Source organism: Amycolatopsis sp. NPDC114503, assembly GCF_055633655.1.
The window spans coordinates 866,299-890,329 of the sequence record NZ_JBVKDT010000003.1 but is presented as its reverse complement, the minus strand read 5'-3'; the positions used below and the strand labels follow the sequence as shown (position 1 = coordinate 890,329).

20 protein-coding genes are annotated in these 24,031 nt (G+C 68.8%); 9 read left to right on the top strand and 11 right to left on the bottom strand.

Annotated features, from left to right (window positions below; all coding sequences use genetic code 11):
- Positions 1–15: 15 nt before the first annotated feature.
- From ACZ7OI_RS16655 to ACZ7OI_RS16635, 5 genes are all read left to right on the top strand, one after another.
- Positions 16–537 carry a hypothetical protein gene (locus ACZ7OI_RS16655; RefSeq protein ID WP_470265068.1) on the top strand — a complete coding sequence of 174 codons (522 nt, stop codon included), beginning with the start codon at positions 16–18 and terminating at the stop codon, positions 535–537.
- Positions 538–2,089: 1,552 nt separating this feature from the next.
- Complete coding sequence (locus ACZ7OI_RS16650; protein ID WP_470265067.1) at positions 2,090–6,571, top strand: nSTAND1 domain-containing NTPase; 4,482 nt, start codon at positions 2,090–2,092, stop codon at positions 6,569–6,571.
- Positions 6,508–6,825, top strand: a complete 318-nt coding sequence (locus ACZ7OI_RS16645; protein WP_470265066.1) for a transposase — start codon at positions 6,508–6,510, stop codon at positions 6,823–6,825. The genes ACZ7OI_RS16650 and ACZ7OI_RS16645 overlap by 64 nt, the downstream gene beginning before the upstream one ends.
- Before the next feature lie 543 nt (positions 6,826–7,368).
- Entirely contained in the window at positions 7,369–8,619 is a 1,251-nt protein-coding gene (ltrA, locus tag ACZ7OI_RS16640) for a group II intron reverse transcriptase/maturase (RefSeq protein ID WP_470265065.1), read from the top strand.
- A gap of 133 nt (positions 8,620–8,752) precedes the next feature.
- Positions 8,753–9,661 carry an IS3 family transposase gene (locus ACZ7OI_RS16635; RefSeq protein WP_470265064.1) on the top strand — a complete coding sequence of 303 codons (909 nt, stop codon included), beginning with the start codon at positions 8,753–8,755 and terminating at the stop codon, positions 9,659–9,661.
- A gap of 111 nt (positions 9,662–9,772) precedes the next feature.
- Here the strand turns inward: ACZ7OI_RS16635 and ACZ7OI_RS16630 are convergent, their stop codons facing one another.
- Positions 9,773–10,318 (bottom strand): hypothetical protein, encoded by a 546-nt coding sequence (locus ACZ7OI_RS16630; protein WP_470265063.1) that lies wholly within the window; start codon positions 10,316–10,318, stop codon positions 9,773–9,775.
- A 379-nt stretch (positions 10,319–10,697) separates the two neighbouring features.
- Between ACZ7OI_RS16630 and ACZ7OI_RS16625 the strand changes: the two genes are divergently transcribed.
- Positions 10,698–11,018 (top strand): MerR family transcriptional regulator, encoded by a 321-nt coding sequence (locus ACZ7OI_RS16625; protein ID WP_470265062.1) that lies wholly within the window; start codon positions 10,698–10,700, stop codon positions 11,016–11,018.
- A 670-nt stretch (positions 11,019–11,688) separates the two neighbouring features.
- Here the strand turns inward: ACZ7OI_RS16625 and ACZ7OI_RS16620 are convergent.
- Positions 11,689–12,093: a hypothetical protein gene (locus tag ACZ7OI_RS16620; RefSeq protein ID WP_470265061.1), complete on the bottom strand. Its 405-nt coding sequence runs from the start codon at positions 12,091–12,093 to the stop codon at positions 11,689–11,691.
- A gap of 539 nt (positions 12,094–12,632) precedes the next feature.
- On the opposite strand from ACZ7OI_RS16620, the gene ACZ7OI_RS16615 reads away from it, so the two are divergent.
- Positions 12,633–13,469, top strand: a complete 837-nt coding sequence (locus ACZ7OI_RS16615) for a hypothetical protein (protein ID WP_470265060.1) — start codon at positions 12,633–12,635, stop codon at positions 13,467–13,469.
- A 92-nt stretch (positions 13,470–13,561) separates the two neighbouring features.
- Here ACZ7OI_RS16615 and ACZ7OI_RS16610 read toward each other — a convergent pair whose 3' ends face one another.
- The 4 genes from ACZ7OI_RS16610 to ACZ7OI_RS16595 form a co-directional block, all read right to left on the bottom strand.
- On the bottom strand, positions 13,562–14,404 hold the full coding sequence (locus tag ACZ7OI_RS16610; RefSeq protein ID WP_470265059.1) for a hypothetical protein: 843 nt from the start codon (positions 14,402–14,404) through the stop codon (positions 13,562–13,564).
- 173 nt (positions 14,405–14,577) lie between these two features.
- Positions 14,578–15,228, bottom strand: coding sequence for a GIY-YIG nuclease family protein (locus ACZ7OI_RS16605; RefSeq protein WP_470265058.1), 651 nt, complete (start codon positions 15,226–15,228; stop codon positions 14,578–14,580).
- 103 nt (positions 15,229–15,331) lie between these two features.
- Positions 15,332–15,916: a hypothetical protein gene (locus tag ACZ7OI_RS16600; protein ID WP_470265057.1), complete on the bottom strand. Its 585-nt coding sequence runs from the start codon at positions 15,914–15,916 to the stop codon at positions 15,332–15,334.
- Positions 15,913–16,224, bottom strand: a complete 312-nt coding sequence (locus ACZ7OI_RS16595; RefSeq protein WP_470265056.1) for a hypothetical protein — start codon at positions 16,222–16,224, stop codon at positions 15,913–15,915. Before ACZ7OI_RS16595 ends, ACZ7OI_RS16600 begins: the two co-directional genes overlap by 4 nt.
- A gap of 380 nt (positions 16,225–16,604) precedes the next feature.
- On the opposite strand from ACZ7OI_RS16595, the gene ACZ7OI_RS16590 reads away from it, so the two are divergent.
- A complete protein-coding gene (locus tag ACZ7OI_RS16590; protein ID WP_470265055.1) occupies positions 16,605–17,414 on the top strand; it encodes a hypothetical protein in 810 nt (269 codons plus the stop codon).
- An 87-nt stretch (positions 17,415–17,501) separates the two neighbouring features.
- Here ACZ7OI_RS16590 and ACZ7OI_RS16585 read toward each other — a convergent pair whose 3' ends face one another.
- A complete protein-coding gene (locus tag ACZ7OI_RS16585) occupies positions 17,502–18,146 on the bottom strand; it encodes a hypothetical protein (protein ID WP_470265054.1) in 645 nt (214 codons plus the stop codon).
- A gap of 443 nt (positions 18,147–18,589) precedes the next feature.
- Here ACZ7OI_RS16585 and ACZ7OI_RS16580 point away from each other — a divergent pair, with 443 nt between their 5' ends.
- Positions 18,590–19,027, top strand: a complete 438-nt coding sequence (locus tag ACZ7OI_RS16580) for a hypothetical protein (RefSeq protein ID WP_470265053.1) — start codon at positions 18,590–18,592, stop codon at positions 19,025–19,027.
- Positions 19,028–19,765: 738 nt separating this feature from the next.
- On the opposite strand, the gene ACZ7OI_RS16575 is transcribed toward ACZ7OI_RS16580, so the two are convergent.
- From ACZ7OI_RS16575 to ACZ7OI_RS16560, 4 genes are all read right to left on the bottom strand, one after another.
- Positions 19,766–20,155 (bottom strand): hypothetical protein, encoded by a 390-nt coding sequence (locus ACZ7OI_RS16575; protein ID WP_470265052.1) that lies wholly within the window; start codon positions 20,153–20,155, stop codon positions 19,766–19,768.
- A gap of 736 nt (positions 20,156–20,891) precedes the next feature.
- The gene (locus tag ACZ7OI_RS16570) at positions 20,892–21,122 is read right to left on the bottom strand and encodes a hypothetical protein (protein ID WP_470265051.1); all 231 of its coding nucleotides are present in this window, start codon (positions 21,120–21,122) and stop codon (positions 20,892–20,894) included.
- An 86-nt stretch (positions 21,123–21,208) separates the two neighbouring features.
- A complete protein-coding gene (locus tag ACZ7OI_RS16565; protein ID WP_470265050.1) occupies positions 21,209–22,300 on the bottom strand; it encodes a hypothetical protein in 1,092 nt (363 codons plus the stop codon).
- 30 nt (positions 22,301–22,330) lie between these two features.
- On the bottom strand, positions 22,331–23,869 hold the full coding sequence (locus tag ACZ7OI_RS16560) for an NACHT domain-containing protein (protein ID WP_470265049.1): 1,539 nt from the start codon (positions 23,867–23,869) through the stop codon (positions 22,331–22,333).
- Positions 23,870–24,031 lie beyond the last annotated feature (162 nt).

The window sequence follows — 24,031 nt, the reverse complement described above, 5'->3', positions numbered from 1 at the left end:
GCCCAGGAGGGGCGCATGAGCAAGCCGGTGGGGACCGCGACCGCTGACCTGTACGTGAGTTACGGGAACTTCGTTGTCCGGGACTACGGCGGGGAGGACGGGCCAACCCCGCGACTGGCCGCCGCCAACGGTCTCCTGGGGGCGGATTCCAGCGGGGCAGTGGTCCTCACCGGCATTGCGACAGGCCGGGTGACCGTGACCCTGGAGGTGCTCGACGCCGAACCCGACTCGATCGGACTCGACGACTGGGACGACGTCGCCGAGGTGTCGATCGAATCGGAAGAGGGCGACCTCCTCGTCCACGACCTCGGAAGCGACCCGCCGACGGAGTTCTTCGAACTCGGCCATGTAGGACCCGGCACCTACAGACTGCGCGTACACGCACGAGGCCGCGACACCGCTCCCGGATCCCGGGCCGACATCCCCGTCGAGTTCTACCGACTCGCCATTTGGCCAGCACCGGAATCGCCGGAAACGGTCTACAAGCAGACGGATGCATTCGGGAACGAAGTCCGCACTCAGTGGAAGAGACCGTGACGCGTCGCCACGCACGTTGACACCGCGAAACATGCCCGTGTGCGCGCGGACCGGGCACCCGAGCAGCAAAGCGGCCCGCGACTGCCGCTGACCCGAGGCCCGGACGCGGGGGACCGGCTACGGGCATCCTCAATCGGAATCCTGCGCCCCCAGGTGCTGCGGTCAAGCCGGTGCCACGCCGCGCTTGGTGACGACTCGAGTCTCTTTTCGATCACAGGCGCGGGCAATCGCTGCCAGGCGTGCAGGTCGCAGAGTTGCAGGGCGACAACCGGCAGCTGTGGCTACAGCTGTTGTGACTGGACCCCGTTTCTGCCGCGCGACGAGGACGACCGTCGCCGGCGGCCGTTTCCTGCGGCGGTTCGTCCAGTCCCGTCCGGTGTCGGAAGCCCGGATCGCCGACAACGTCTCCCTCGTCGATGCGTATCGCGGCGAGAACCGCCATCCGGCAGGAAGCGGGTCGCTCGGCACGTCGTCCGCCACGAGCCACATCCGCCACGAGCCACATCCGCCACGGGCGCCCACGACCGCCGACGGCCTCGTGGATGCAGGTGTCACCGGCCCAGATCCGCGTCCACACCGGCGGTTTCGACCGGTCACTCATGGCCGGGGACGGTCGTTTTCCCGCGTTGCGCTTCCGGTCAGCGGGTGCCGGCGTTCGCCACGAGCACCAGTTCTCCCACATCCACATCTCTCGATCGCCTCTGTGCCTCATGCGGCTGCGTAGGGTCTGCTGACCTCGACGCGGAACCCGCGGAGGCGCAGAGCGTGCCTCCTCCGGCGCAGTCTCCCCGCACGTGCTTCCTCGGCACCGGGCGCCCGGCGGCGATCCGGCCCCGCGCAGTCCTGTCGCCGCGTCTGGCCGCATCGAGGAGGCCAGCGTCGGCCGCGCCCACGTCGCGGAGGAACGCTTGCTCGATCGCACATCCTGATCCGCGCTGGTCAAAGACCCCGCATGACGTGCGTTACCGCCAGCCGGGCAACGGTTTCGCGGCGCGCCACGCGGCCGGGGTTCCCCGGAATGCGCTGTCTCGTACGACGAAACGTTTGCTCCCCACTGTCATCGCGACACCGCCGTTCTCCGTAACACGCGGCGGGTGTTACGGCCACGGGTCTCAGCTCAGCGACCGGCAGCGAAAAGAAGGAAAACGGAATCGAGTCGCGGAATTGAGGAGAAATCGTGAATAAGGTCCCTCTGCGACAACGGCAAGCGTCGCCACCGGAGGCCCGGAGTCAACTCGAGGTTGTGTTCGCCGGGTTTGTGTCACGGGAAGCCTGCCGGTGAGCCTTCCTGCATATCGTGCGGAAGGGCGGCATGAGAACCGTTGCACGCGGAAGCACGCCCGACGCGTTTGCTTGCGTCGCAGGGGAACAATGGCGGTCAGCGTGTTGCTCGTCGTCCGCAGGAGCACTCGGCGGTGCCGCCCCGGAAGCCCGGAGCCGGCTGGGTTGCTGCATTCCTCGGCGGGACCGGAAACGACGGGCGCTGGTTGCGCTAGTGTCTCGTGAATGCGTGGTGCCCGACGCAACAGCAAGCTGCAGAAGGCGCGGATCCATGGGGGAGTCGTTGGCTGATTCGGCGAGGGCGTCCGACGGACACGGCGGGACCGCGGGTCCTTCTGCGGGCACGCACAACACGATCTCCGGTCCGGCGACGGGTTTTGTCGTGCAGGCCAGGGACATCCATGTCAATCTCGCTTTGCGGCTGCTGTCCGCCGGCGCGCACGACAACTACATCGCCGAGGCGCTTTCGGACATGGCCGGCCGGCCGGAGTGGGCGCAGAGTTCCGACCCGGTGATCCTGCGGCGGCGGGAAGAGCTGGCCGGCGAACTGGTGCGGTTGATCCTGGGGGACCCCGCGACGCTGCGCGAGGCGATGGACGCGCCGGTGCCGGCGACGGGGCAGGGCGGGTCTTCCGCTGCTCCCGCCCCGCCGGCGTGGGTGCTGGACGAGACTTCGCGCGTGCTCGAGCTGGTGGATCGGCAGTTGTCGGCGCAGCGGATCGCGCAGCAGGCGCACACCGACCTGGTGGAGCGGATCGCCGTGGACATGGCGCAGCTTCGCCGGCAGGTGGCCCAAGGACAGACCGTCGTCCGGGCCGAGCCGGCCGGGACCGACGACGGCGAGAGCGAGGGCGAGGATCCTGAACAGCCGCCGGCGCCCGGGGTGTGTCCGTATCCCGGGCTGGCGGCGTTCCAGCCCAGCCAGGCGGAGTGGTTTTTCGGCCGGGAGGAACTGACCGCCCGGCTGGTCCAGCAGTTGCCGTTGCAGCAGCAGCGGGGCGTGCCGCTGTTCGTCGTCGGCGTGTCGGGGGCGGGCAAGTCGTCGCTGTTGCGGGCGGGACTGGTGCCCGCCCTCGTCCGCGGGGACGTGCCGGTGCCCGGATCCGAGGACTGGCCGCACGTGCTGCTCACGCCGGGGTCGCAGCCGTTGACCGACCTGGTCGCGCGGGTGGCGCTGCTGGCCGGCATCCCGGCCGGGCAAGCGCTGGAGGACGTGCGGCCGGACCCGGCCCGCGCCGCGCTGCTGGTGCGCCAAGCCGCGGTCAACCAGGCCAGGCAACGCGGTCTTGAATCGCACCCGATGCGGGTGGTGCTCGTGGTGGACCAGTTCGAGGAGATCTTCACCCACGGCTGCGACCCGGCCGAGCGGGCGGGGTTCGTCGCCGCGTTGCGCGCGGCGGCCGCCCGGGTGGACGGAGACACGGCCACGCCGCCTGCTCTGGTGGTGGCGGGCCTGCGGGCGGATTTCTTCTCCGCCTGCGCCGAGGAACCCGGCCTCGCCGACATCTTGCAGGACAACCAGATCGTGGTCGGCCCCATGAGCGCGCACGAGCTGCACCGGGCCGTGACGGAACCCGCGGCCGCGGCCGGGCTGACCCTCGCCGGCGGCCTGGTCGAGCTGATGCTGACCGACCTGGGCGCCGACCAGCCGCTCCCCGTGCCCGCCGAGGGCCCGGAGACGACGGACCGCCCCGGATTCGACGACGACGCCGCGCGGCTGCCCGCCGCCTACCCGCCGGGAGCCCTGCCGCTGCTGGGGTACGCGCTGGAGGCGACGTGGACGCGACGGCGCGGCCACACCCTGACCGTGTCCGGCTACCGGGAGACGGGCCGGGTCCAGGGCGCGATCGACACCGCGGCGACCACGATGTTCGAAAACCTGACCGCTCCCCAGCAGCGCGTCGCGCGCAGACTGCTCCTGCGGCTGGTGGCCGTCGGGGAAGGCCGCGACGACACCCGCCGCACGGTGGCGATGTCCGCGCTCGTCGGCGACGACGAGTCAGCACGCCCGGTGCTCGACCGGCTGGTGGAAACCCGGCTGGTCACGGTCGCCGAGGACAGCGTGGAGATCACCCACGAGGCCCTGCTGCGCGCCTGGCGGCACCTGGCGGACTGGCTGGCCGAGGACCGCGCCGGCCTGATCGTCCACCAGCAGCTCGGCGACGCCGCCGACGCCTGGGAACGCGAGCATCGCAGCGCGGCCACGCTCTACCGCGGAACCCGGCTGGCCGCCGCCCGTGCGTGGGCGCAGGACCACGCCGCCGACATGACTTCGCCGGAACGACAGTTCCTGCACGCCAGCATCCGTGCCGACCGGCGACGCACACTGCTCAACAGGACCGTCGCGGCAGTGTTCGCCGTGCTCTTCGCGGGCGCGATCGGCGCCGCGGTCATCGCCGCCCATCAGACCGAGAAGGCCGAGCAGCAAGCGCGTGTCGCGACCGCGCGCGGCCTGGTCAGCCAGGCCGAGAGCCTCCGCGCCAGTCAACCGCGAACGTCACTGATGCTGGGCATCGCGGCCGACAAGATCGACCACAGTACCGAGACACAGGCAAGCCTGGCGAACACCCTGGCCGCCAGCCGCTACGCCGGAACGGTCGCCGGACACGACAGCTCGGTGACCGCGGCGGCGTTCAGCCCGCACGGGAACGTCCTGGCCACCGGCAACGACCAGCCAATCGTGATCTTGTCGGACGTCACCGACCCGGGTAGACCCCGACAGCTCAGCATTTCGGCGACCGGCGGACGCACCGACGCGGTGGCGTTCAGCCCGGACGGACACATCCTCGCCACGGGAAGCCGCGATCGCGATCGCGGCGTGAACTTGTGGGATGTCACCGATCCGACCAGACCCCGGTGGCTCGCTGCTGCCACCTCCGGTGACGGGTGGGTGGTCTCGGCGGCGTTTAGCCCGGACGGGCACGCCCTCGCGGCCGAAGACGGCAACGGCTCCGCAGTCTTGTGGGACGTCACCGACCCGACGAAACCCCGTCCGCAAAGCACGCCCCTGACCGGCGACGCCGACACTGGCAACACGGTCGCCTTAGTGGCGTTCAGTCTGGACGGACACACCCTCGCGACGGGAAGCCGCGATCACAGCGTGATCTTGTGGGATATCGCAGACCTGGCAACACCCCACCAGCTCGGCGTCCTGCACAGCGCCGACAAGATTGACGAGGCTGCGTTCAGCCGGGACGGACACACCCTCGCCACCGGCGGCAGCGGCGGCCTGTTGTTGTGGGACGTCACCGATCCGAGACGACCCCGCCAGCTCAGCACTCTCGCCGGCTCCACCGGCTCGGTGCCCGTGATGGCTTTCAGCCCCGACCGGCGCACCCTCGCCGCCTCCGGCCCGGGCAAGACGGCGATCCTGTGGGATGTCACCGATCCGAGACAGCCCCGCCCGCTCGACACTCTGACCGACCACACAGACGTGGTGACCGCGGTGGCGTTCAGCCCGGACGGACATACGCTCGCCACCGCCAGTCTGGACGGCACTACCGTCTTGTGGACTGTCGCCGACCCGGCGAAGCCCAACCAGCTGGGCGCACCCCTGACCGGTCGTGTAGGCGCGGTGACGACGGAGGCATTCAGGCCGGACGGGCGCGTCCTCGCCACCGGCGGACGGGACAGCACGACGGTCTTGTCGGACGTCACCGACCCGGCACACCCCCGCCAGCTCAGTGTTCTGCCCGACACCAGTCCGGTCAAGGCAGTGGCGTTCAGCGAGGACGGGCACACCCTCGCCACTCTCTCGGGCCGCCCCAATGACGACCCCGACGACCCTGTCGAATCCGTCGACGCCACCGCAGTCCTGTTATGGGACGTCACCGATCCGAGACAACCCCGCCAAGCCAGCACTCTCCCCGGCTCCGGCTCCCCACATCCGGTGCGGGCGTTGGCGTTCAGTTCGCACGGGCACACCCTCGTCACCGGAAGCATCGGCACTGTCGAGCTATGGGACGTCGCAAACCCGGAATGGCCTCGCTTGCGCCCCAAATCGGATAACCGCGCCGGAACGCAGAGCGTGATCGCATTAAGCCCCGACGGACGGACCGTCGCCACCGAAGATGGCCGACGCAGCGGCGCGTACCTGTGGGACATCGCTGACTCGAACATGACCACCCCGCTCAGCTCTCTGCACGGCCACATCGACTCGGTGACCGCGATGGCGTTCAGCCAGGACGGGCACACACTCGCCACCGCAAGCGCCGACCACAGCGTGATCCTGTGGGACGTGACGGACCCGGCCAACGCCCACCAACTCGGCACGCCCCTGGCCGGCAACGGCACCGTCGAAACGGTGGCGTTCAGCCCGGACGGGCACATCCTCGCCACAGGCAGCAGCGACCACACTCTGTCCCTGTGGAACGTCACCGACCCGACACGACCCAACCAACTCGCCACTCTGACCGGTCACACAGACCATGTCGCCGCACTGGCGTTCAGCCCGGACGGGCACACCCTCGCCACCGGAAGCACCGACCGCACCACGATCCTGTGGGACACGACCGGAATCAGAGACCTGCTCAACCGCCCCGCCGACCACGCGTGCGCGCGCACCGGACGCGGCCTGAACCCCGAGGAATGGGCCCGCTACGCAGGCACCGGCCTGCCGTACCTGAGGTTCACCCCGGGCAGTGGACACCGAGTTAGCAGGACCAGTCGTCCTGCTGGAAGGATGTCTGCATGCCTGCTCGCAAGCGCCGGTCGTACACGGCGGAGTACAAGGTCGAGGCTGCTCATCGCGTGATCGATTCCGGCCGGACGATCGCCGAGGTCGCCCGCGAGCTGGGAATCGACGCGGGCATGTTGAGCGTCTGGGTCAAGGACGAGCGGCGGCGGATCGCCGCGGCCGAGGTCCACGGCGAGAAGCCCTTGGGGGCGGCCGAGCGGGCCGAGTTGCTGCGCCTGCGCGGGCAGGTGGCCGAACTGGAGAAGGACAACGCCTTCCTGGTAAAAGCTTCGGCGTACGTGTGTCCTGAACAGCAGTCGCTGGTCGCGTAGGTGCGTCCGGTGGACTGGTGGTGCTGTGTGAGAGATGGAGGTAGGCCCTCCGTCGTCGCCGTGCAGGCGGTGATGACAAACCACCATGAGCTGCGTCGGTCAAGAGCCGGGGTGGTGAGCGTCATGGAAAAGACGAGCCAACGAGCCCGTCAGGTGTGGATCGTGAAGGCGAGTAAAACCGAACCCTTGTTGACGTGTCGAAATGCTTAAGGTGACATCAGAACCGGGATGTGTATGCGGTTCCGGGATAAGTCAGAGAGATACCCTGTTTACTGCTCTGGCGGTGTCCGGCATGAAGAGGGCGCGAGCACGATCCAGGCTCTTGCATGGAACAGGAGAACCTGTCGTTCTGGAATCCCCGCCTTGTTGGCGGGGTGAAGGGAGTTCCTCAAGCGGCAGAAACCGTGAGAGGCAGAGTACCGGTCCAGAGCACAGGGGCGGACCGTCTCGTAGTAGTGATGAACCTCCTGTAATGGGTGGGGAGCGAAGGGGACGGATCATCCAGGTTCAGGCGCCGATCAACCACCTTGGTGGGAGGAGTCGGTGAATGAACCACGATCCAAGCCGTTCGATATTTCCAAACGTCTGGTGTGGGAGGCGTATCGGAAGGTCGCGGCGAACAAAGGTGCGGCGGGGGTTGACGGCGAGTCCATCCAACAGTTTGAGGCAGACCTGAAAGGTAACCTCTATAAGCTGTGGAACAGGTTGTCGTCGGGTAGCTATCTTCCGCCGCCGGTGCGTGCCGTTGAGATCCCGAAGAAGGCAGGCGGTGTCCGTGTTTTGGGGGTACCGACCGTGGCGGATCGGATCGCGCAAACGGTGGTCTGCATGGTGTTGGAGCCTGAGGTGGAACCGATTTTCCACGAGGACTCCTACGGGTATCGCCCAAGTCGGTCGGCGCATGATGCGTTGGCCGTGACTCGGCGGCGATGCTGGGAGAACGACTGGGTGATCGATCTGGATATCCGGGCGTTCTTTGACACCATCGACCACGAACTATTGATGCGCGCGGTCGAACGTCACACCGACCTTCGGTGGGTGTTGTTGTATGTGCGTCGCTGGTTGGCGGCGCCGATGCGACACGTCGACGGAACTACGACACGCCGGGATCGTGGGAGCCCGCAGGGCTCGGCGATTTCACCGTTGTTGGCCAACCTGTTTCTGCATTATGCGTTCGATGCGTGGATGTCTCGAACCTATCCCGACGTCACGTTCGAGCGTTATTGCGATGACATGGTGGTGCACTGCCGCAGCAAAGCTCAGGCCGCGTTCATCCTGGACAAGATTGGTGCCCGGATGGCTGAGTGCGGGCTGGAGCTGCATCCGGAGAAGACCCGCCTGGTGTATTGCAAGGACTCGGGCCGTCCGTACTCCCACGAGTATGAGCAGTTCACGTTCCTGGGGTATACCTTCCGGCCCCGCTTGGCCAAGAGCAGGAAGCATGGCACGTTCTTTGTCAGTTTCTCGCCTGCGGTCAGCCGGGACAACCTGGTTCGGATTCGACGTGTGATCCGGGGCTGGCGTCTCCACCGGCGCAGTGACATGACCTTCCGAGAGATCATCACCTACATCAACAAGCATGCAGCTGGATGGATCGCCTATTACGGGCGGTTCTATAAGTCTGAGTTGTATGCGGCGTTCGCTGGCCTGAACGAGTTCTTGGTGAAGTGGGCCATGCGGAAGTATAAGACGTTGAAGCGGCGCAAAAAGCAGGCGTGGGCGTGGCTGATTGGTATCGCGAAGCGGTATCCGTTGTTGTTCGCGCATTGGCGTCTCGGTGCGGTGCCGACGTGAACGGTCAGGATTGGATGATGGGAGCCGTGTAAATCGAGAGGTTTACGCACGGTTCTGAGAGAGCCGGGCGGTGAGATCCCGCCCGGCCACTCGCCTTTGCCGCGATGCAGAAGAACCGGCCCGGTTCGCTCTGATGGCCAAGTACGCCGGCCCCGAAGAGCTTGCCGACACCTCCTCCTCGCCCCGGCGCACGCGGTTCTCGGTGCGGCGCATGGCGCGGCTGCTGGGTGTGTCGAGGGCGGGCTACTACGCGCACGCGAAACGCGTCGCGGCAACGGTATTGACGCCGCGGCAGCAGCGCCGTGCCGACCTGGAAGTGAAGATCGCCCAGGTGCACCGGGACTCCCGCGGAACCTACGGGTCGCCGCGGATCACCGCCGAACTGCGCGACCGCGGCGAGGCGGTGACGGCGAAGACCGTCGCCAGGATCATGGCGTCGATCGGGCTCGAGGGCATCAGCCCGCGCACGTTCAAGGTCAAGACGACAGTCGTCGATCCGGCCGCGTCGTTCCCGCCGGATCTGGTCGACCGCTGCTTCGACCGGGACCGGCCCGACGCGGTCTGGCTGACCGACATCACGTATCTGACATGCGGCGAGGGCGACATGTTCCTGTGCGCGGTCCGGGACGGCCACTCCCGAAAAGTGTTGGGCTACAGGATATCCGACCGCATCAGCGCCGAGATGGTCACCGACGCGATCGACGACGCGGTGGCCGCTCGCGGCGGCAGATGCCGCGGCACGATCCTGCATTCCGACCGCGGCGGCGAGTTCACGGCGAACGTGACGGCGCAGGCGTGCTTCCGTCACGGGCTGCGCCGATCGATGGGCGCGACCGGAATCTGCTGGGACAACAGCCCGGCGGAATCGTTCTGGTCGACGTTCAAACACGAGCACTACTACCGGCACGTCTACGCGACGAAGACAGAACTCGTTGCCGCAGTTGACAATTGGGTTCTCTTCTACAACAGTAAGCGGCGGCACTCCTCGATCGGGATGCTCACTCCCGACGCCTACGAGAAATCACTGTCAGCGGCTGCCTGAACTGGGTAAGCCCCTGTCCACCGTTCGGGGTGAACCTCAACCAGCAAACCTGCACCTGACGCAGCCTGTCGGTCGGGCAGGGCCGGTGCGCGCCTCCGCCCGGGCGAAGAGTCAGCCGATGCCGAGCTTGGATTCGGCGGTGGTCCAGTCGGCGAGCATGGTTTTCTGGGCCGCAGCGAGGGTGGCCTTCTTCGCGCAGACGGCTTTTTTCACCGCGTTCTCGACCGAGTCCTTGCTGGCGGAGTTCTCGTTGCCGGAATGCGGTTCGGGCCAGAGGTTCTTCGGGTCCTTCGGAGCGCCGCCGAGTTCGAGGGGGAGGAAGTGGTCTTCCTCGTAGTCGCTCATGTTCGTGTCGGCGTAGCCGTAGTCGGCGATGCCCTGCTTCTTCAGGCCGTTGGTGTAGCTCACGGGCGGCCGGATCGTCGCGGTCCAGCCGGACTGGCAGATCGTCGAGCCGATCGTGGACTGGGTGACGTCCGGGTTCGTCGCCCCGGGCGTGCATTTCGGATCGGGCAGCGGCAGATACGACTGCGAACAGCTCGCCGCCGGCACTGCGGCCGAGCGCGCCGCCGCGGCGGCATGCGCGACGGGCATGGTCAGGAACAACGATCCGGCCGCCATGACAACCGGGACCGCGAAACGTGCAATGCGAGACATCGGGATCTCCTTCCCCAGGGGCAAGGCCGACAGACTCCGACAGCATCCGGTCAAACACCACCGGCATTCGGAGGAATCCGTGAAAATTTCACCCTCCGCTCAGCTGCAACCGCCGCAAACGGCGCGCTCAGGCGAAAACCGGTCAACGGCGGGCAATCTCACAGGTTCCTTGCTTCGCCGTTCGCCGCGTCGCGGGCGTAAGCTCCTCGGCGGACCTGGACTCCATTGCGGGCGGCTTTCCGCGCTGCGGCTTCAGCTGCTGCTGAGCTGCTGTCTTCCAGGCGCGAATTTCGTGTGCCAGGAGGAGATTTCGTGTGCCAGGAGGAGATCGAGCTGTGGCAAACCGGCGGTATCGCGCCCTTGCGCTCTACGAGAGAACATGACGACGCGGGAGATCGGCGACGCGCTGGGCGTCGATCCCAAGACGGTGTGGCGGTGGCTGGCCGGATCGGACGTGCCGCGTCGTCGTCGGGGTCCGCGAGGACGCACGGATGTCCCGGACAAGCTGATCAGGGAACTGATCGAAGACTTCGGTCTCTCTTATGCCGAAGCCGCTGACGAGGTGGGCATGTCGAAGTCGGGTGCGATGCAGAGGTGGTGGCGGATTATCGGCCGCCCGCGGGCCGACCGTCCGCCCGAATCCGCGGGGGTCGCATTCGGCACCGCATTGTCGTGTGACGCACGACGTCGCGGGAGGTGACGGCACGGCCGGTCATCGGTGGCGAGCCCGGCGGGCTTGAACGGCTGCGTCGCAGGCGGGCGCCGGGCTGGTGGACTCTCCGCGCTCGGGTGCCGATCCTTGGCCGGATGTGGTGTAAGGGAACCGTATTGCTCGGTGCTGAGCCTGATCTCGATGCCGAGTGCCGCCGCGGTGAGGCGGTTCCGCTCCGGGGTGAGCGTCCTTTCGAGAACCTGATCGCGGCCGCAGATGGCTTCGATCGCCGCTGACAGGTAGCGAGGCTTCCGCACCGAGATCGGCCGTCTGCGGGCTGTTCCTTCGGGCTGGAAGGGACAGCCCGCCGAGGTCGTTCTGGGATTACTTCACAACCGGCCCCGGCGGCCCCGGAGCCCCGCGAACCGGGCCTGCTGCGGGGACGGCCCAAAGCTTGCGAGACCTTGTGCCCCGGGCGGCCGCGTCTGCTCGTGTTCGCCAACGCTGACGCTTCGTGGACGGGTCGCGATCCTGTCGGGCAAAGGCGACGGCAGGAAGCGGCCGCGGGGCGCTCGGGTCGCGGGGGCTCGGCGTTACGACACCGCGGTCCTGCACGACGGTGGAGTGCCGCGAGCCGTACGTGGGGCTGTCCGCACCTGGACGAGCGCCATTGAGTCTGCGGCGCCGGTGTCCGTGCGGTGTCGGTACGGCCAGGGCGTCACTTGCAGGGCGGCACGATGTGGTTGTGGAAGTGCCACGCGTTGTTGACATACGGAGCGAAGGTCCACCACGGATCGGTGCCGTTGTTGGGGACTGTGGAGCCATTCGGGTTGGGGTAGGAGACCTTCCAGGTGCGGTACCACACATCTCCGGCGGTGCCGACCTGTCCGGCGGAGACCCAGCAATCGATGTCCACCGAGCCTCCGTAGCTGTCGTCGGCGAGCCCGACCTTGTTGCCGGGCGAGTCATAGGGTTGCCAGTAGATGCCCACATGAGCGCCGGTGTCGATCACCGCCCAGAAGGACGGGAGCGGGTCGGCATTGGCGCTCGTGGCGCTCCCGAGGAGTCCGGCCGCGGCAATGGCGGCCGCGACGGAAGCGGTGAGGAATCGACGCAGTCTCATGATCGAGTGCTTTCTGTTCGGATGGACGGGTGAATTGCGCACAGGGCACGAAGGACCGGGTTCCTCTCTGTGAGGGCGGCCGCGTCGCCGGCGAACCCTGCGACGCCGCACGAGGCCCCCGGCGTCCTCGCTCGTCGTCGGGCCTTGTGCGGGGCCCGGCTGCACGACGTTATGGACCCGGGTCCGCCGATCGTCCTAGATTCGTCCTATTGCGAGGGCGGTCCAAGCGCGGCTGATCGCTCAGGTCCGGGCGCGACACGAGGTCCGGCGTGCTGGAGCCCCTGGGCACCTGGGCCGCCGGGCGCGCAGCGACGCAGTCCGTCAGGTCCAGGACCCGGTGTCAGGGGCGGACGGACCGGGCCCGCCAGCCATGCCTCCGGAACACCGGTGGTCTGGGCTTGTCGCCCAAACGGAGCAGAGTAATACTGTGAGTCAGATCCCGGGTACGGCGTTCGGACGACGCCGATGTTCCGTCGGAGGGAACGACGGTACGGCCGCAGGGCTGTCGGGATGGTGCGGACTCGCGCGGGGGTGCGGAGTTGGAGACATTGCCTGCGATCGGCGCGGACATCCGGTTGGCGCTGTCGGTCGGTTCGATGGCGTGGCACGGGTATCGCGTGGTGTGCCCGCAGTGCGGGGCGTGCGGACGGTGGGGCCTGGTCGTGTGGTCGCTTCCCGAGGAGTGGGTCGTACGGGCGAGCGGCTTGTGCGAGCGGGGGCATTGGGTGGACAACCCCGTGATCACCCCCGAACTGGTGATGAGCATCGTGCTCACGGGCGAGGACCTCCTGGTGGCCGGCGAAACCGGGCAGGACCGGCTCGACGCTGCCCGGATCGGCTGGACGCCGAGCGTCGCGGACCGCGGGGACTCCGGGCCCGCAGCGGCGCGGCGCGAGGAATGGCCGCAGCGGGGTTCCACCTCGCACGAACGCTGGGAACGAGCGGCGCTGTACCGGACGTGGCGGGCGGCGACCGACGGCAGCGGGAACGTTCCGCCGTGCTGGCTGGAGGCAGCCCCGGCGTCCCGGCCCGCGGACACGGTGCATCCTGATCTCGCGGGGGACCGCGCGCTCGGCCCACGGTGCAGTCCCCGCGTCGACGGCTGGTTTCTGCAGCGCGTCGGGATGCAGACTGTGCCGCGGCTCCTCACGCCCACCAGCCTCGACCGGCATGATCCGAGCCAGTCCTGGCGCACCGCGGAAGAAGCGGAGGCGGCCATCTCCCCGCAGCGGTTGCGCGGACGCTGGCCGGTGCGCGTCGTCCGAGGCGAACCCGACGCTGGGCGGCAGGCGGCGGCCGAGCGGCCGAGCCGTCCCTCCGGCCCAGGAAAGACGTGCGTCGGCGCGCAGGTCGGGACGACGGACAAGGGCGGCTAGGGCGGGCAGGTTCCCGCGGGGCTGTCCAACGGCCACGTCTGCTGTCGGCGTTGCCCGGGTCCGCGGCCCGAGCCCTGGCCGCTCCGACGGGTTCAGTACTGGTTGTCGCCCCAGAGCAGGCGTGCGGCATCGAGCGCCGCGTCGCGATGCTCGCGGTCGCGGGCTCGCAGGCACTGGGCCAGGGTGGGCTCGTCGTCGCTGACGGCGGCGGCGTGGGCGTGGTGCCAGGCGGCGACGGCGCGGCAGTGCAGGGTCAGCCTGCCCCACGGCGTGGCGGGGTGGGGCGGTCCGGCCTGGTCGTGGACGTTGGCTCCGAAGCGGATGTCGTCGGCGTAGCGGCGCATTCCGGTCTCGTAGTCGGCGCGGGCGAACCGGTCCGGGGAGGAGTCCGGGCCCAGCTTGCTCAGGGTGCCGCGGCGGGTCGCGCCGGAGCGCCACAGTCCAGCGATCTCCCCGGGTTCCGCGACCGCGGCGGCCAGGTCGCCGGTGGGCACGCCGGCCAGTTCGCCGGGATGCAGCCGCCGCATCGGGAAACCGGTGCCGAGCCGGTTCCGGTCGGCCAGGCGCTGGATCGCCACGCCCAGCACCAGCACCGCGTCCGCCGCCTGCTCCGGCTCCAGGCCGTGCTCGGGCCGCGCCCCGGCAGGGGCGTCCTGCTCGAACCAGGTGTGCAGCACATCGCTCCAGGCCAGCGCCGACGTCCACGCCGTCCAGAGTCGGCGGCCCTCCAGCTCGGCCAGCCGCGCCTCGACCGCCGCCAGCTCGTCCCGGAGCCGGTCCGCCGCCCGCCGGTATGGGCACTCCCCGTCCGGGGCGTCGTCCGCGCTGGCCTCTGCCAGCCTTGTCTGCGCCTCGATGCCGGCGCGCAGTTCCCGCGCCCGCTCGGCCGCCGCGACGGCGTCGAGCGCCTCGACCGGAACCTCTCCCTTTCCCATGAGCCCCAGCATGCCCGGTCAGCGGTCGCGGTTCGACGCGGCGCCGTCGGCGTGTCCGGGGGCCGGAGTCGTGGGGCGCTGCAGGAGCTGCCGGAGGTTGAAGTCGATCCGGCGGGCCCGGCGGTTGATGGCGCGCAACTGCAGCTGTTCGCGTTCGGCAGCGCTGCGCCGGGTCAGAGGGCGACCGCGGCCAAGCCCTTCCCGGCGTCGGCCGAGATGTCGTCGCTGACGCGGGGAACCGGCGGCCCGGTGCGGTCGGAGTAAAACGGGCTATCGGACACGAGCGACAGTGCGGCACTTGACCGTTGGGGTCGACGACGCGTTTCGGCGGATGCGCCGACGTGCCGTGCGCGCGGGCGCGACGCGGAACCGGCCCAGCCGGGGGAGGCTGGTTCAGGCGCCGTCGCGGCGAACCCGCTGCTTCGGGTAGCGCGGTGGTGGTCGTTCCGAAGCCGGCGGGTCGTGCCGACGCAGGCGCGATGCCATTCGATCAGCCGTCGCTCGAGCGTCTGCGCCTCGGCGTGGCTGGAGGTGGTGGCCCACTGCGGGTGCGCCTGGCGAACCGTGAGCACGTGCACCACTGTCACCTCCCACGACGAGTCCGGGTCGTAGCCCGAGATCCACTTCCGGTAGTTGCCCAGCCGCGCGGCCAAGGACCGGGCGGACCCGATGTAGGGCACTGCTTCCCCGCTGGGCCAGACGTAAACCCCGGGCGCGGCGGGATGAGCGCCGGTCGAAAAGCTTTGCCCTGAACCGAAATGCGCGGCCAGGGCTGGAGCAAGCTCCGCAACGGTCAGGACGTCGAGGCTGAGGGAAGCAGGCATGGCGGGCAGGCTAGACGCGCGCCCTGACAATATGGCCGCGATCGTGCCGGTCGTCGCGCGTGAGGACGGCGCCGTTGCGCTCAAGGTGCGTTGGTGCGCGGGATCACCGGGGAGGGAAGCCGGTCCTCGCGAGTGCTTGCACGGCTGTGTCCGTTGCGTCGTCGCCGTGCGTCGCGCGCCGTCCGTCCGCGTAGGTTCTCGCGGTCGAGGCGTAGAGGCGGCGCGGGTCGTACGGCACGGGGGAGGAGTCGTCGGGCCGGTCGCGCCGTGCGTCGGCCTCGTGGTCGACCATCAGCCGGATCCGGTCGTAGGTGACGGCCGGGTGCTGCCAGTCGTGTCCGGCCGGGCACGTCGCCCACGCCTGGTGCGACGCGTCCCCGAGCGCGGTCAGGACCAGCATGCGGTCCGCGCCGCATTCCGGGCAGGCCGCGACCTCCGGGTTCGGCGCGGATTTCAGCTCGAACGCGGAACTCACGCGGATCGCGTACCGCGGCGGATCGCCGCCGTCGGCGATGATGGCCTGTTCTCGCTCGTGCGCCGCGACCTCTCGCGCGAACGCGCTTTCTTCCCGGTCGAGGAGGATGCGGTCTTCCACCACCCAGTCGTAGCCGTGGTCGCTGTCGTAGGCCGTCCCCGCGGTTTCCCGGTCCAGCCGCGCACGCACCGCGTCGATCTCCTCCAGCCTCATCGCGGCCTCTCCTGCGCGTCGTGCAGCCGGGTCCCTGCGGCCCGGAACCCCTGTTCCTCCAGCATCAGAAAGCTCGCCGCAGCGGAACTGACGGTCGCGGCGTCGACGGCCCGGCTGCGCGTGAAGCCGCGACGGTTGTGGAGCAGCGCCGCGGCTTTGGCCGCGCGGGGGCCGTCCGCGCACGAATTGTTGGCCAGGCGGGGGACGTCGACGGTGGGACCGTTGTTCGGCTTCATGCCTCGGCACCCGGCTGGTTCGTGCCGGTGCCAGCGGATTCGCCCGGCGGCAAGGCTTGACGCTGCGCTCATGCCGTGACTGTAACCGAGCGATGACAGGCACGCCTCGATTCACCGGATCAGGGCCTTGACGGTCGTCGTTGTCGAGGAAGCCTGCCGAGGTCGCAGGACTGTCTCCGGCGTCGAGGTACGTCTGCAGACCCCGGTCATCGCTGCCGACGGGCGGGAGCAAATCGAGCAGCCGTTGGCCCGCCGCGACAGCGAACCCGGTTGCCAGTCCGGCGAGCATCCGCCCGGCGATCGGCTGCACGGCTCAATCCGGTGCCCGGGCCGGCGGCACGCGCAGCGGGGCGGTGTGCAGTTCGGCCGGCAGGGCGAGGGGGAGAAAAGAAGCGGGCGCAGGGACAGGGGGCTTGGCGTTACGAATCCGCGGTCCTGCGCGACTGTGGAGCATGGGTCAGAAACGTCCGGACGAAGAGGCCGCGTTCGCGATCGTCGGCGGAGTCCTGGGCGTCCGGGTCGAGCCCTACGACTGCGACGGTCGTCAGAACGCGGTGGACGCGCTGCTGCACTACCCCGACGGTCGTGAAGCCGCGTTGGAGGTGTCGTCCCTCGGTCCGGAGTCGGAAGCCGCGATCATGAACGTCCTGGGCAAGGTGAAGCATCGACGGACCGTCGACGGGCTCCGGCGCTCGTGGATGGTCACGGTACCGCGTGATTTCCCGCCGGCGGAGGTCAGGAAGCTGGATGAGGTGCTCCGCCTGTGCGAGCGACACGACGCCACTTGCCTGGACCGGCTCTATCTCGGCGAGCCGTCGCAACCGGGCATCCGGGAGGTTCGGGCATGGGTCGATGCGGGGCTTCGCGCAGAGGTCGTCACGGTGTCCGGGGATCGCCCGCCGACCGTTTTTCTGACGCTCGACGGCATCGGCTGCATCGTCGACGGCACCCAGCGTCTGCTGGCCGAGGAAGTCGCGGCCGCGCTGTCCAGCGAGAAGATGCAGTCGAAAATACGCAAGGCGGCGGCGCTCGGGCACGACGAACGCCACCTGTTCCTCTGGGTGCGGATGAGCGCCTTCTCCCCGGAGTCCGCCGGCAACATCTGCTTCGGCGGCCCGCTCCCGGACGATCCGCCTCGGTTGCCCGGCGGCCTGTCGCAGGTGTGGCTGTGCGGGGGTTCCATCGGCGGCGCCGTGCGCGCGATCTCTGGCGACCGGTGGACTCGCGAGACCGCGTTCGTGTCCACTGCCCGAACGCCTTAGCCTTGCTCGGGCCGGACTCCGCTGCGGCCATCGAGGCCGTGCGGGGGCGACAAGCTCGGACTCCGGCGCGGGCCTGTCCCGGTCAGGTCAGTCGCCGTCCTGGTCTCCGTGGCGGCCGGTCGCGCACTTGCTGGGGTTGTCGCGCAGGCACGCTTTGCCGTTCGCGATCCGGAGACCGACGTCGTCGAAGGCTGTCACCCAGTTCGCGGCAATCGCCTTCTGCGCGGCCGCGAGCTGGATCAGGCCTGAGCAGACGGCCTGGTTCAGTTTGTTCTCCACGGCGTCTTTCGGGTTCGGGATCTTTCCCGGTTCCACCCACAGATTGCGCGGGTCGTCGGGCGCGCCGCCCAGTTCGAGGCTGACGAGGTGGTCGTATTCGCCTTTTTCCTGCGGCGACAGGCCGTACGACCGTGCTGACGCCGCCTTCATCTTGTTCGTTTTCGCCGTCGGCGGCCGGACGGTTTTCGTCCATCCTGACTTGCAGATAGTGGATCCGATGGTGTCCTGGCGGACGTCGGGGTTCACCGCGCCCGGCGTGCACTTCGGGTCCGGCAACGGCTGTCCGTCCCGGCTGCCGACCTTGCACGCGCCCGCGCCGGGCATCGCAGCAGCCGGATCGCCTGCCGCCAAACCGGAACTGCCCGCCCCTGCCGGCGCCGCCCGGCTCGCGGAGCACCCCACGACCGCCGCCGCGCACACTACGAGAATCCCGCTGCGGACGAAGAACTTCATCTTGGTCGGCTCCTTTGCGATCGGTGTTCTGCGGACGTTCCGGCCAGGCGGTTTCCGTCGTGAATCCGTGGCGCGCGCGGATTGCGGGGGAGCCGACGGGCCATGGCGGGCGGGGGTTCGGGGAGCCGGAGTATGCCTGTCGCCGGGCCGGCGATCGTGCAGACACTCTCGGCCGCGTCGCAGGCGTGGCGAAGGCCACGTCGGACCGCTACGGCCGCGGCGGGTTCCGAGGGCGTTCTCGCATGGCTCGGGCTATGCGTCCGCGCAGCCGGGCACGGCGTTGCGCTCCTCGCCCCTGCGCCCTCGGTTGGCGATGGTTCAGGAGCGGCGGCCGCGTGTTCCTCGATGCCCTGCCGGGTGCCGAGGAGCCGGGAGCGGGGAGAATACGTTCCGTGCTTGCTCAGTCATCGAGTGTTGACCGTCTGGCTGCGGCGACGAGGGCCTTGTTCGAGGTGGATCCGGCCGACACCGGCAGGGCGGTCGCGGTGCTGCGGTCCGGACTCGCCGCCGTGTACGCGGGCGGGATCGCGGTCGCGGTCGACCCGAGGTGGAGGGCGAGGCACCGTCGCGCGAGTTCGGTCGAGTTCGACCTCGCCTACTGCCTGGCCCGCGTCGCCGTGCCGTTCGGCGAGACCGGGTTGCCCGAGCGCGTCGAGGATCCCGAGGCGCTGTTCGGGGCGGACGCGGACGCCGCGGTCGCGGCGATCGTCGCGCACTGCTCAGCGGCGGGCCTGTGTGCCCGGGAGGCGGCGGAGCGGTGCCGGGACCGCGGCGCGCGGGACGATCTGGCGCGCACGGCCGGGTTCTGGGACGACCTCGGCGAGGCGTGGACCGGGGCCGCGGGAAGCTGCGGCGACGGCCGGGCGTCGACGGCCGGATGAACGCGGGCTTTGGAGCTGCCGGTTCCGCGGATCTCGCCGGGCTGAGACGGCGGCCCTCGCGGCGGATCGGCAGGGCGGACTGAGCCGTTGACGCGGTTCGCGGTCCGTTCGTCGATCATCAAGTTGCGGGGTTGCGCGCTGCGCCGCGACCTCGCGGCACGGCGTTGGTCGGCCGGGCCGGCACGGGCGTTCGACGTCGAGTGTCCCCCGTGCTAGCGCCGGGAGGGGTGCCTGAGCCGATCCCCGATAGCCGTGCGATGGATCGCGGGCAGCAGCTTGTCCCGCAACTCGATGCACGTCCACGAGTTCGGCGTTGTGCCAGAGCAGCAAACGTCCGTCGGGCGACTGGCCGGCCAGGTAGCGGTTCGAACCTGCGGCCAACACCGCTCCGCTCGTCGCACCCGCCGGCAGCGGCAAGTACGACGGCGTTCAGGTGCACTGATCCTGAGTCCGTGCGTGCGCAGGAGCAGTTCCCTGCGCACAGCATCAACGAAACAGCACAACGACCATCACACGCGGCGCATTGAGCCCCCTGGCGTCCTCGCAGTCTGTGGCAGCGGGTGTGGATCGGTGAGTCGGTGGGGAGCCCGGTCTTGGGCCGGGCACGTGCAGGACGTCGACGTCGAGGTGGTGCGGGTCGTCGAGGATAGGCGGGCCGCCACCAGGCGCAGTGCGTGGTGCGGAGTTCGCTGCGGCGGCTGCGACGGGGACGCGAGCCCGCCACCCCCGAAACCGGCACTAGTAAGCGGCGGAGCAGCGGTCGGAGTCGCCCGCGTTCGGCTGGTCCACGCAGACCGCCGTCTTCACCCCCGCGTCCAGGAACCAACGGGAGGTCGCGTTGCCATATGCCCCGAAAAATTGCCTGTCGTGGTCGTAATTCGTGCCGTTCACGTACGTGCGCAGCCATACCTCGCAGGTGTGGGTGGTCAGATTTGTCGAAGTGTAGTGCACCCAGTCATGTCCGTCCGCGAACTCGCTGCCGAGGAAACCCACGCAACCGTTGGAGGCCACGGTCCCCCGCAGCGTGTCGGCCTGTGCGGCCGGGGCCGCGGAGACAGCTCCGGCCGCGGCGAGAGCGGCAGCGGCCAGGGACGCCCCGATGATGGTCTTGAATCGAAAACGTGACATGTCAATCCCCTTGGATAGTCGACGGTTCGTTGACGCAGAGGCCCTCGGTGCGGCGCAGTCGCCTCCGTGAATCCGCCCCTGCGGTTGCGGACGGCTGGCTCGATGTCGGCTGGCAACGGTCAGCGTGCCGGTGCCCGGTACCCGTCCAGTACCTGATGGGTTCCCTCGGGCCTGACGACGGGGCCGTTGTGCGAGACCGAGGCTAGGGGCTGCCGTCCTGGATCCGTCCTAGATCCGTCCTTGCGCGCTCCGCTCGCCTGAGCACGTGTGACAAGTCGATGGTGACAACCAGACTGCTGCGACCGGCCCGAATCGCCGGCGCGCCCCTCTCCGCTGGTGATAGTTACGGTGCTTCGGCTCAGGTGATCGAACCGTCGCCGCTGGATGTGCCCGTGCGTCCGGGAGGCGGGCGGCACCGGTACTGCCTGAACGGTCGCTCGCTCGACGTCGGCGGACGGAACTCGTCGCTCGATCACGGCTTGGAGACAGACTGCCGCCGGTGCGATCTCTGCGAGGAACTCGGGCTGGAGCAGGCGGCGTGGGTGGAGGCCGATCTGCGCGTGCGAGGCCGGGCGGGTCGGTGTGACCGAGCAGGTCCGGGTCGACACGGAGTGCAGGCGGCTCGGGGCCGCTCATGCTCGGGGAGCCGGTGTACTGCACGCATATGCGCGACGAGGACGACTCGGTCGTCTGACCGGACGGGCCGTAAGAAACCCGGGTGCACTCGTTATGGCCTCTACCGCAGCGCGCGGACCGGTTCGGGGTCCTGTGCTGCGGTGGCGGGTCCGCCGGACCGTCGTGAGCGCGTCTGCCTGCCGGGATCTGCGTCGCACGATCGCTGGCAATGACCGGCGTTCGGCTGCAGCATTCCGGTGCGCTGCAGGGTTTCCTCGACGACCACGAAGCGCAGATTACGCGGAAGCAGGTCGCCGCGAGGAGTCGCCGACACGAGGAACTGGGCGCTCACGACGTGCCGGGCTGGCTTCCGGCTGCCCGCGTTCGGGCGGAGAGCACCGCGGGGCCGCCAACTGACTTGATCGGCGCTAAAGCGCCTCAGGATCTAGGCGTGGCGAGCCGGATTTGAAACTCGCGGTGCCGGAACTGCGTGGCGGTGCCGGCGAGACGGAGGAGTCCTGCGGCGTGCGCCCAGTCGAGGAAGCGCCCTGGGCGGGAGGGAAGGCTGTTGGTGCGGGCGAAAGAGCGCACCGTGAGCCAATAACGTCCCCACGGGGTTGGTCCGTCTGCGAGCGCAGTCGACAACCCGAAAAGGATTCCTGCCGCGAGAGCCACGAATAGTCCGACGATGCGATGAAAAACTAAGAATGCGCCGAGAGTCCAAAGCGGTGCTAATACGCAGAAGACTGTCGCGCCACGCAGCATGGCCAACGTCAGGGCTTGGCGTTGTGGTTCGCTGGGGCTTGCGGCCGTCTGCAGGCGCGAGTTTCCAGCATCCATGAAGCCAACTAATGCACCAGCGATAAGGAATAGTGCGACCACTGCTAATATCGCTATTGCAATCGTCGATCCGAAGGGATGCGCGGAATCAAACGAGTACACGAAGAGTCCGAACAGGGCGCCAACGGGAATCCCGACTAGGGATCCAATTCCAGCGGTCTGCGCAAGCTCGCGAACTCCGGCTCTTGTCAATGTCAGGTGGAGGGAAAAACGCTGCAACGGCCTGGTGGTGCTTATTGCGGAGAACCGCACAAATAGCACTGAGATCACCAATGTTATTCCAATATTCGCGATCCATTGCCCGGGGGATTGCAGCCCGAGGTTGTCAAGGCCGAAAGCTCCGATTGCGACACTCGTCAGTTGCGGCAGGATGCCCAGGCAAGTGACGTATGCAGCAGCGCGGTAGCGGATGCGGCGGCCTGGATGATGCTGGGCGCCTGTGCTGCGCCAAAGTTCGTAGAGGTGGAGGTCGACCGAGGAACGGTCGTGATCGCCCATCCAGGCGAGATGGTCGGCGAGGGTCCGCAGCCAGCGTTGCACGTCGTCAGGGTGATAGCGGGTGCCGTCGGGGCGGGGCCGGTTTGCGACGACGGCGGGGATCAGAAGTGCATAGAGGTTGTTGTCGAGTGTGTCGGTGTCGAGGTCGCACAGGGCTTTCGGCGTGGTTGCCGGTTCTTCGTAGACGGTCACGGCGAGGTAGAGGTGCAGCGGGGAGGAGAGTCAGAGGGCCAGGTCGCAGCCCTTCTCCTCTCGCAGGCGAGCTGCGACGGGGTGCCATCGCGGGGCGAGGCGGTCGGGCTGGTCGCGGGCGGGGAAGCGGTGGGCGAGCCAGGCGATGACCTGCTCGACGTCGAGCGGTTGCATCGTGATGACGGTGGTGTCCTGCAGAACGCCGCTGGCGGTGCGGTCGGCCGTTGCGGTGGCGAGGTGTTGATAGCGCTGGCTGCGGCTGGCGAGCACGACTGGCCAGCGGTCGGGGCCGGGGTAGAGGTTGAGGGCCGCGATGATCGCGCGGGCGCGGACGGGTTCGGCGTCGTCGGGGTCCATTTCGTCCAGGCCGTCGAGGATAGGCAGGATCCAGCCGCGAGCGACCAGCGCGCGGGCGATTGGACGTTCGACGCCGTAGACGGTGGCCAGGTGGCGGGTGATCCATTCGTCGAGTTCAGTGCGCACCGCAGGCGGCGGTCGGTCGGCGGCGGCGGTGAATGCGGGCAGGCTCATCCGTACCGGGACGACGATTCTTCCTGCTGCTCCCGGGTCGCTGTCGGCGCGGGCTTTGTTAGCGAGGTCCAGTAGGAGCTTGATGACCAGCACGGTTTTGCCGGCGCCGGGGTCGCCGAGCACGACCAGTCGTCCCAATTGCAGGCTGCGGTAGTAGCAAAGGATCGTAGCCAGCGAGCCCGAAGCGTTGCCGCCATCGGACCTCCACCGCACCAGTTCTGGGTGGGGTGGAGCTTCCGCGGGGTCGAGGCAGTCGCGTTGGGCGAACCCGACGTTCGCGGGTTGGGAATCGCCGGCTCCGGCGAGAAGCTGTTGCAGCGCTCGGTTTTCGGCGGTCAGGATGCGTTCCAGCAGCGATCGAGCGTGGGCGGCCAATACTCGAGGATCGTCACCGCGGGGCCGGGGCCACGCGCTGATCGCCAGCATCGCTGCCGCCGCGGCGAGCAGCGCGAGGGGCGGCGCGAGGTGCCCGTCGTAGATCCATCGGCCGGTCAGCCACAGCAGGCCGACCACGCTGACGACGATTCCGGCGGTTTTCCATCGTCGTAAATTCCGGGGCCAGACGCGGGGGATCGCACCGACGAATACTGCGGTGCTGCTGCCGGCTGCGTGGGACACGGCCTCGGTCGCAGCGTCGCGCCGGCATTCTTCGCCTGGTGGCGCCGCGCCAGAGCGAAACTGCTGTTCCGAGGCGGCCGCGGAGTACTGGGCGGCTGGGCGCGAGTCGCGGCGCGCGGCCTGGTCGAGTGCGCGCGCGAGAGCCGCATGGCGGCGTCGCCATTGTTCGAGCAGCACCTCCCGCGGCGGCATGGGCAGGTCTCGGTCCTCGCCGATCTCCAGGCACGCGATCACGAAGGCGCGGATACGGTCCCACTCCGGCAGTCCTTTGACCCCGCAATTGAGCAGGCTCGAGATCGTCTGTGGCACGAGCAGTTTCTTGTTCTTGTTGTGCAGCGCGGCCAGCGTCGGCCGCCCGGCCAGGTCGCGCAGCTGGTTGAGCTGGTCGGCGAACCGGGCTCGCGGGTCCTCCGGTTCCACTCGCGGCAACCCCCTCCAGGTCTCTCCCGAGTTCTCCCGTCTCCCAATTCGGGAACTGTAGCCCGCGCTGGGGCAGCCGATCAGGTTTTCCCGAGTCCTCCCGGAATGAGGCACTCGACCGGCTGAACGGCGCACCGTCGTCATGGGCAGGCCGACTCCCTT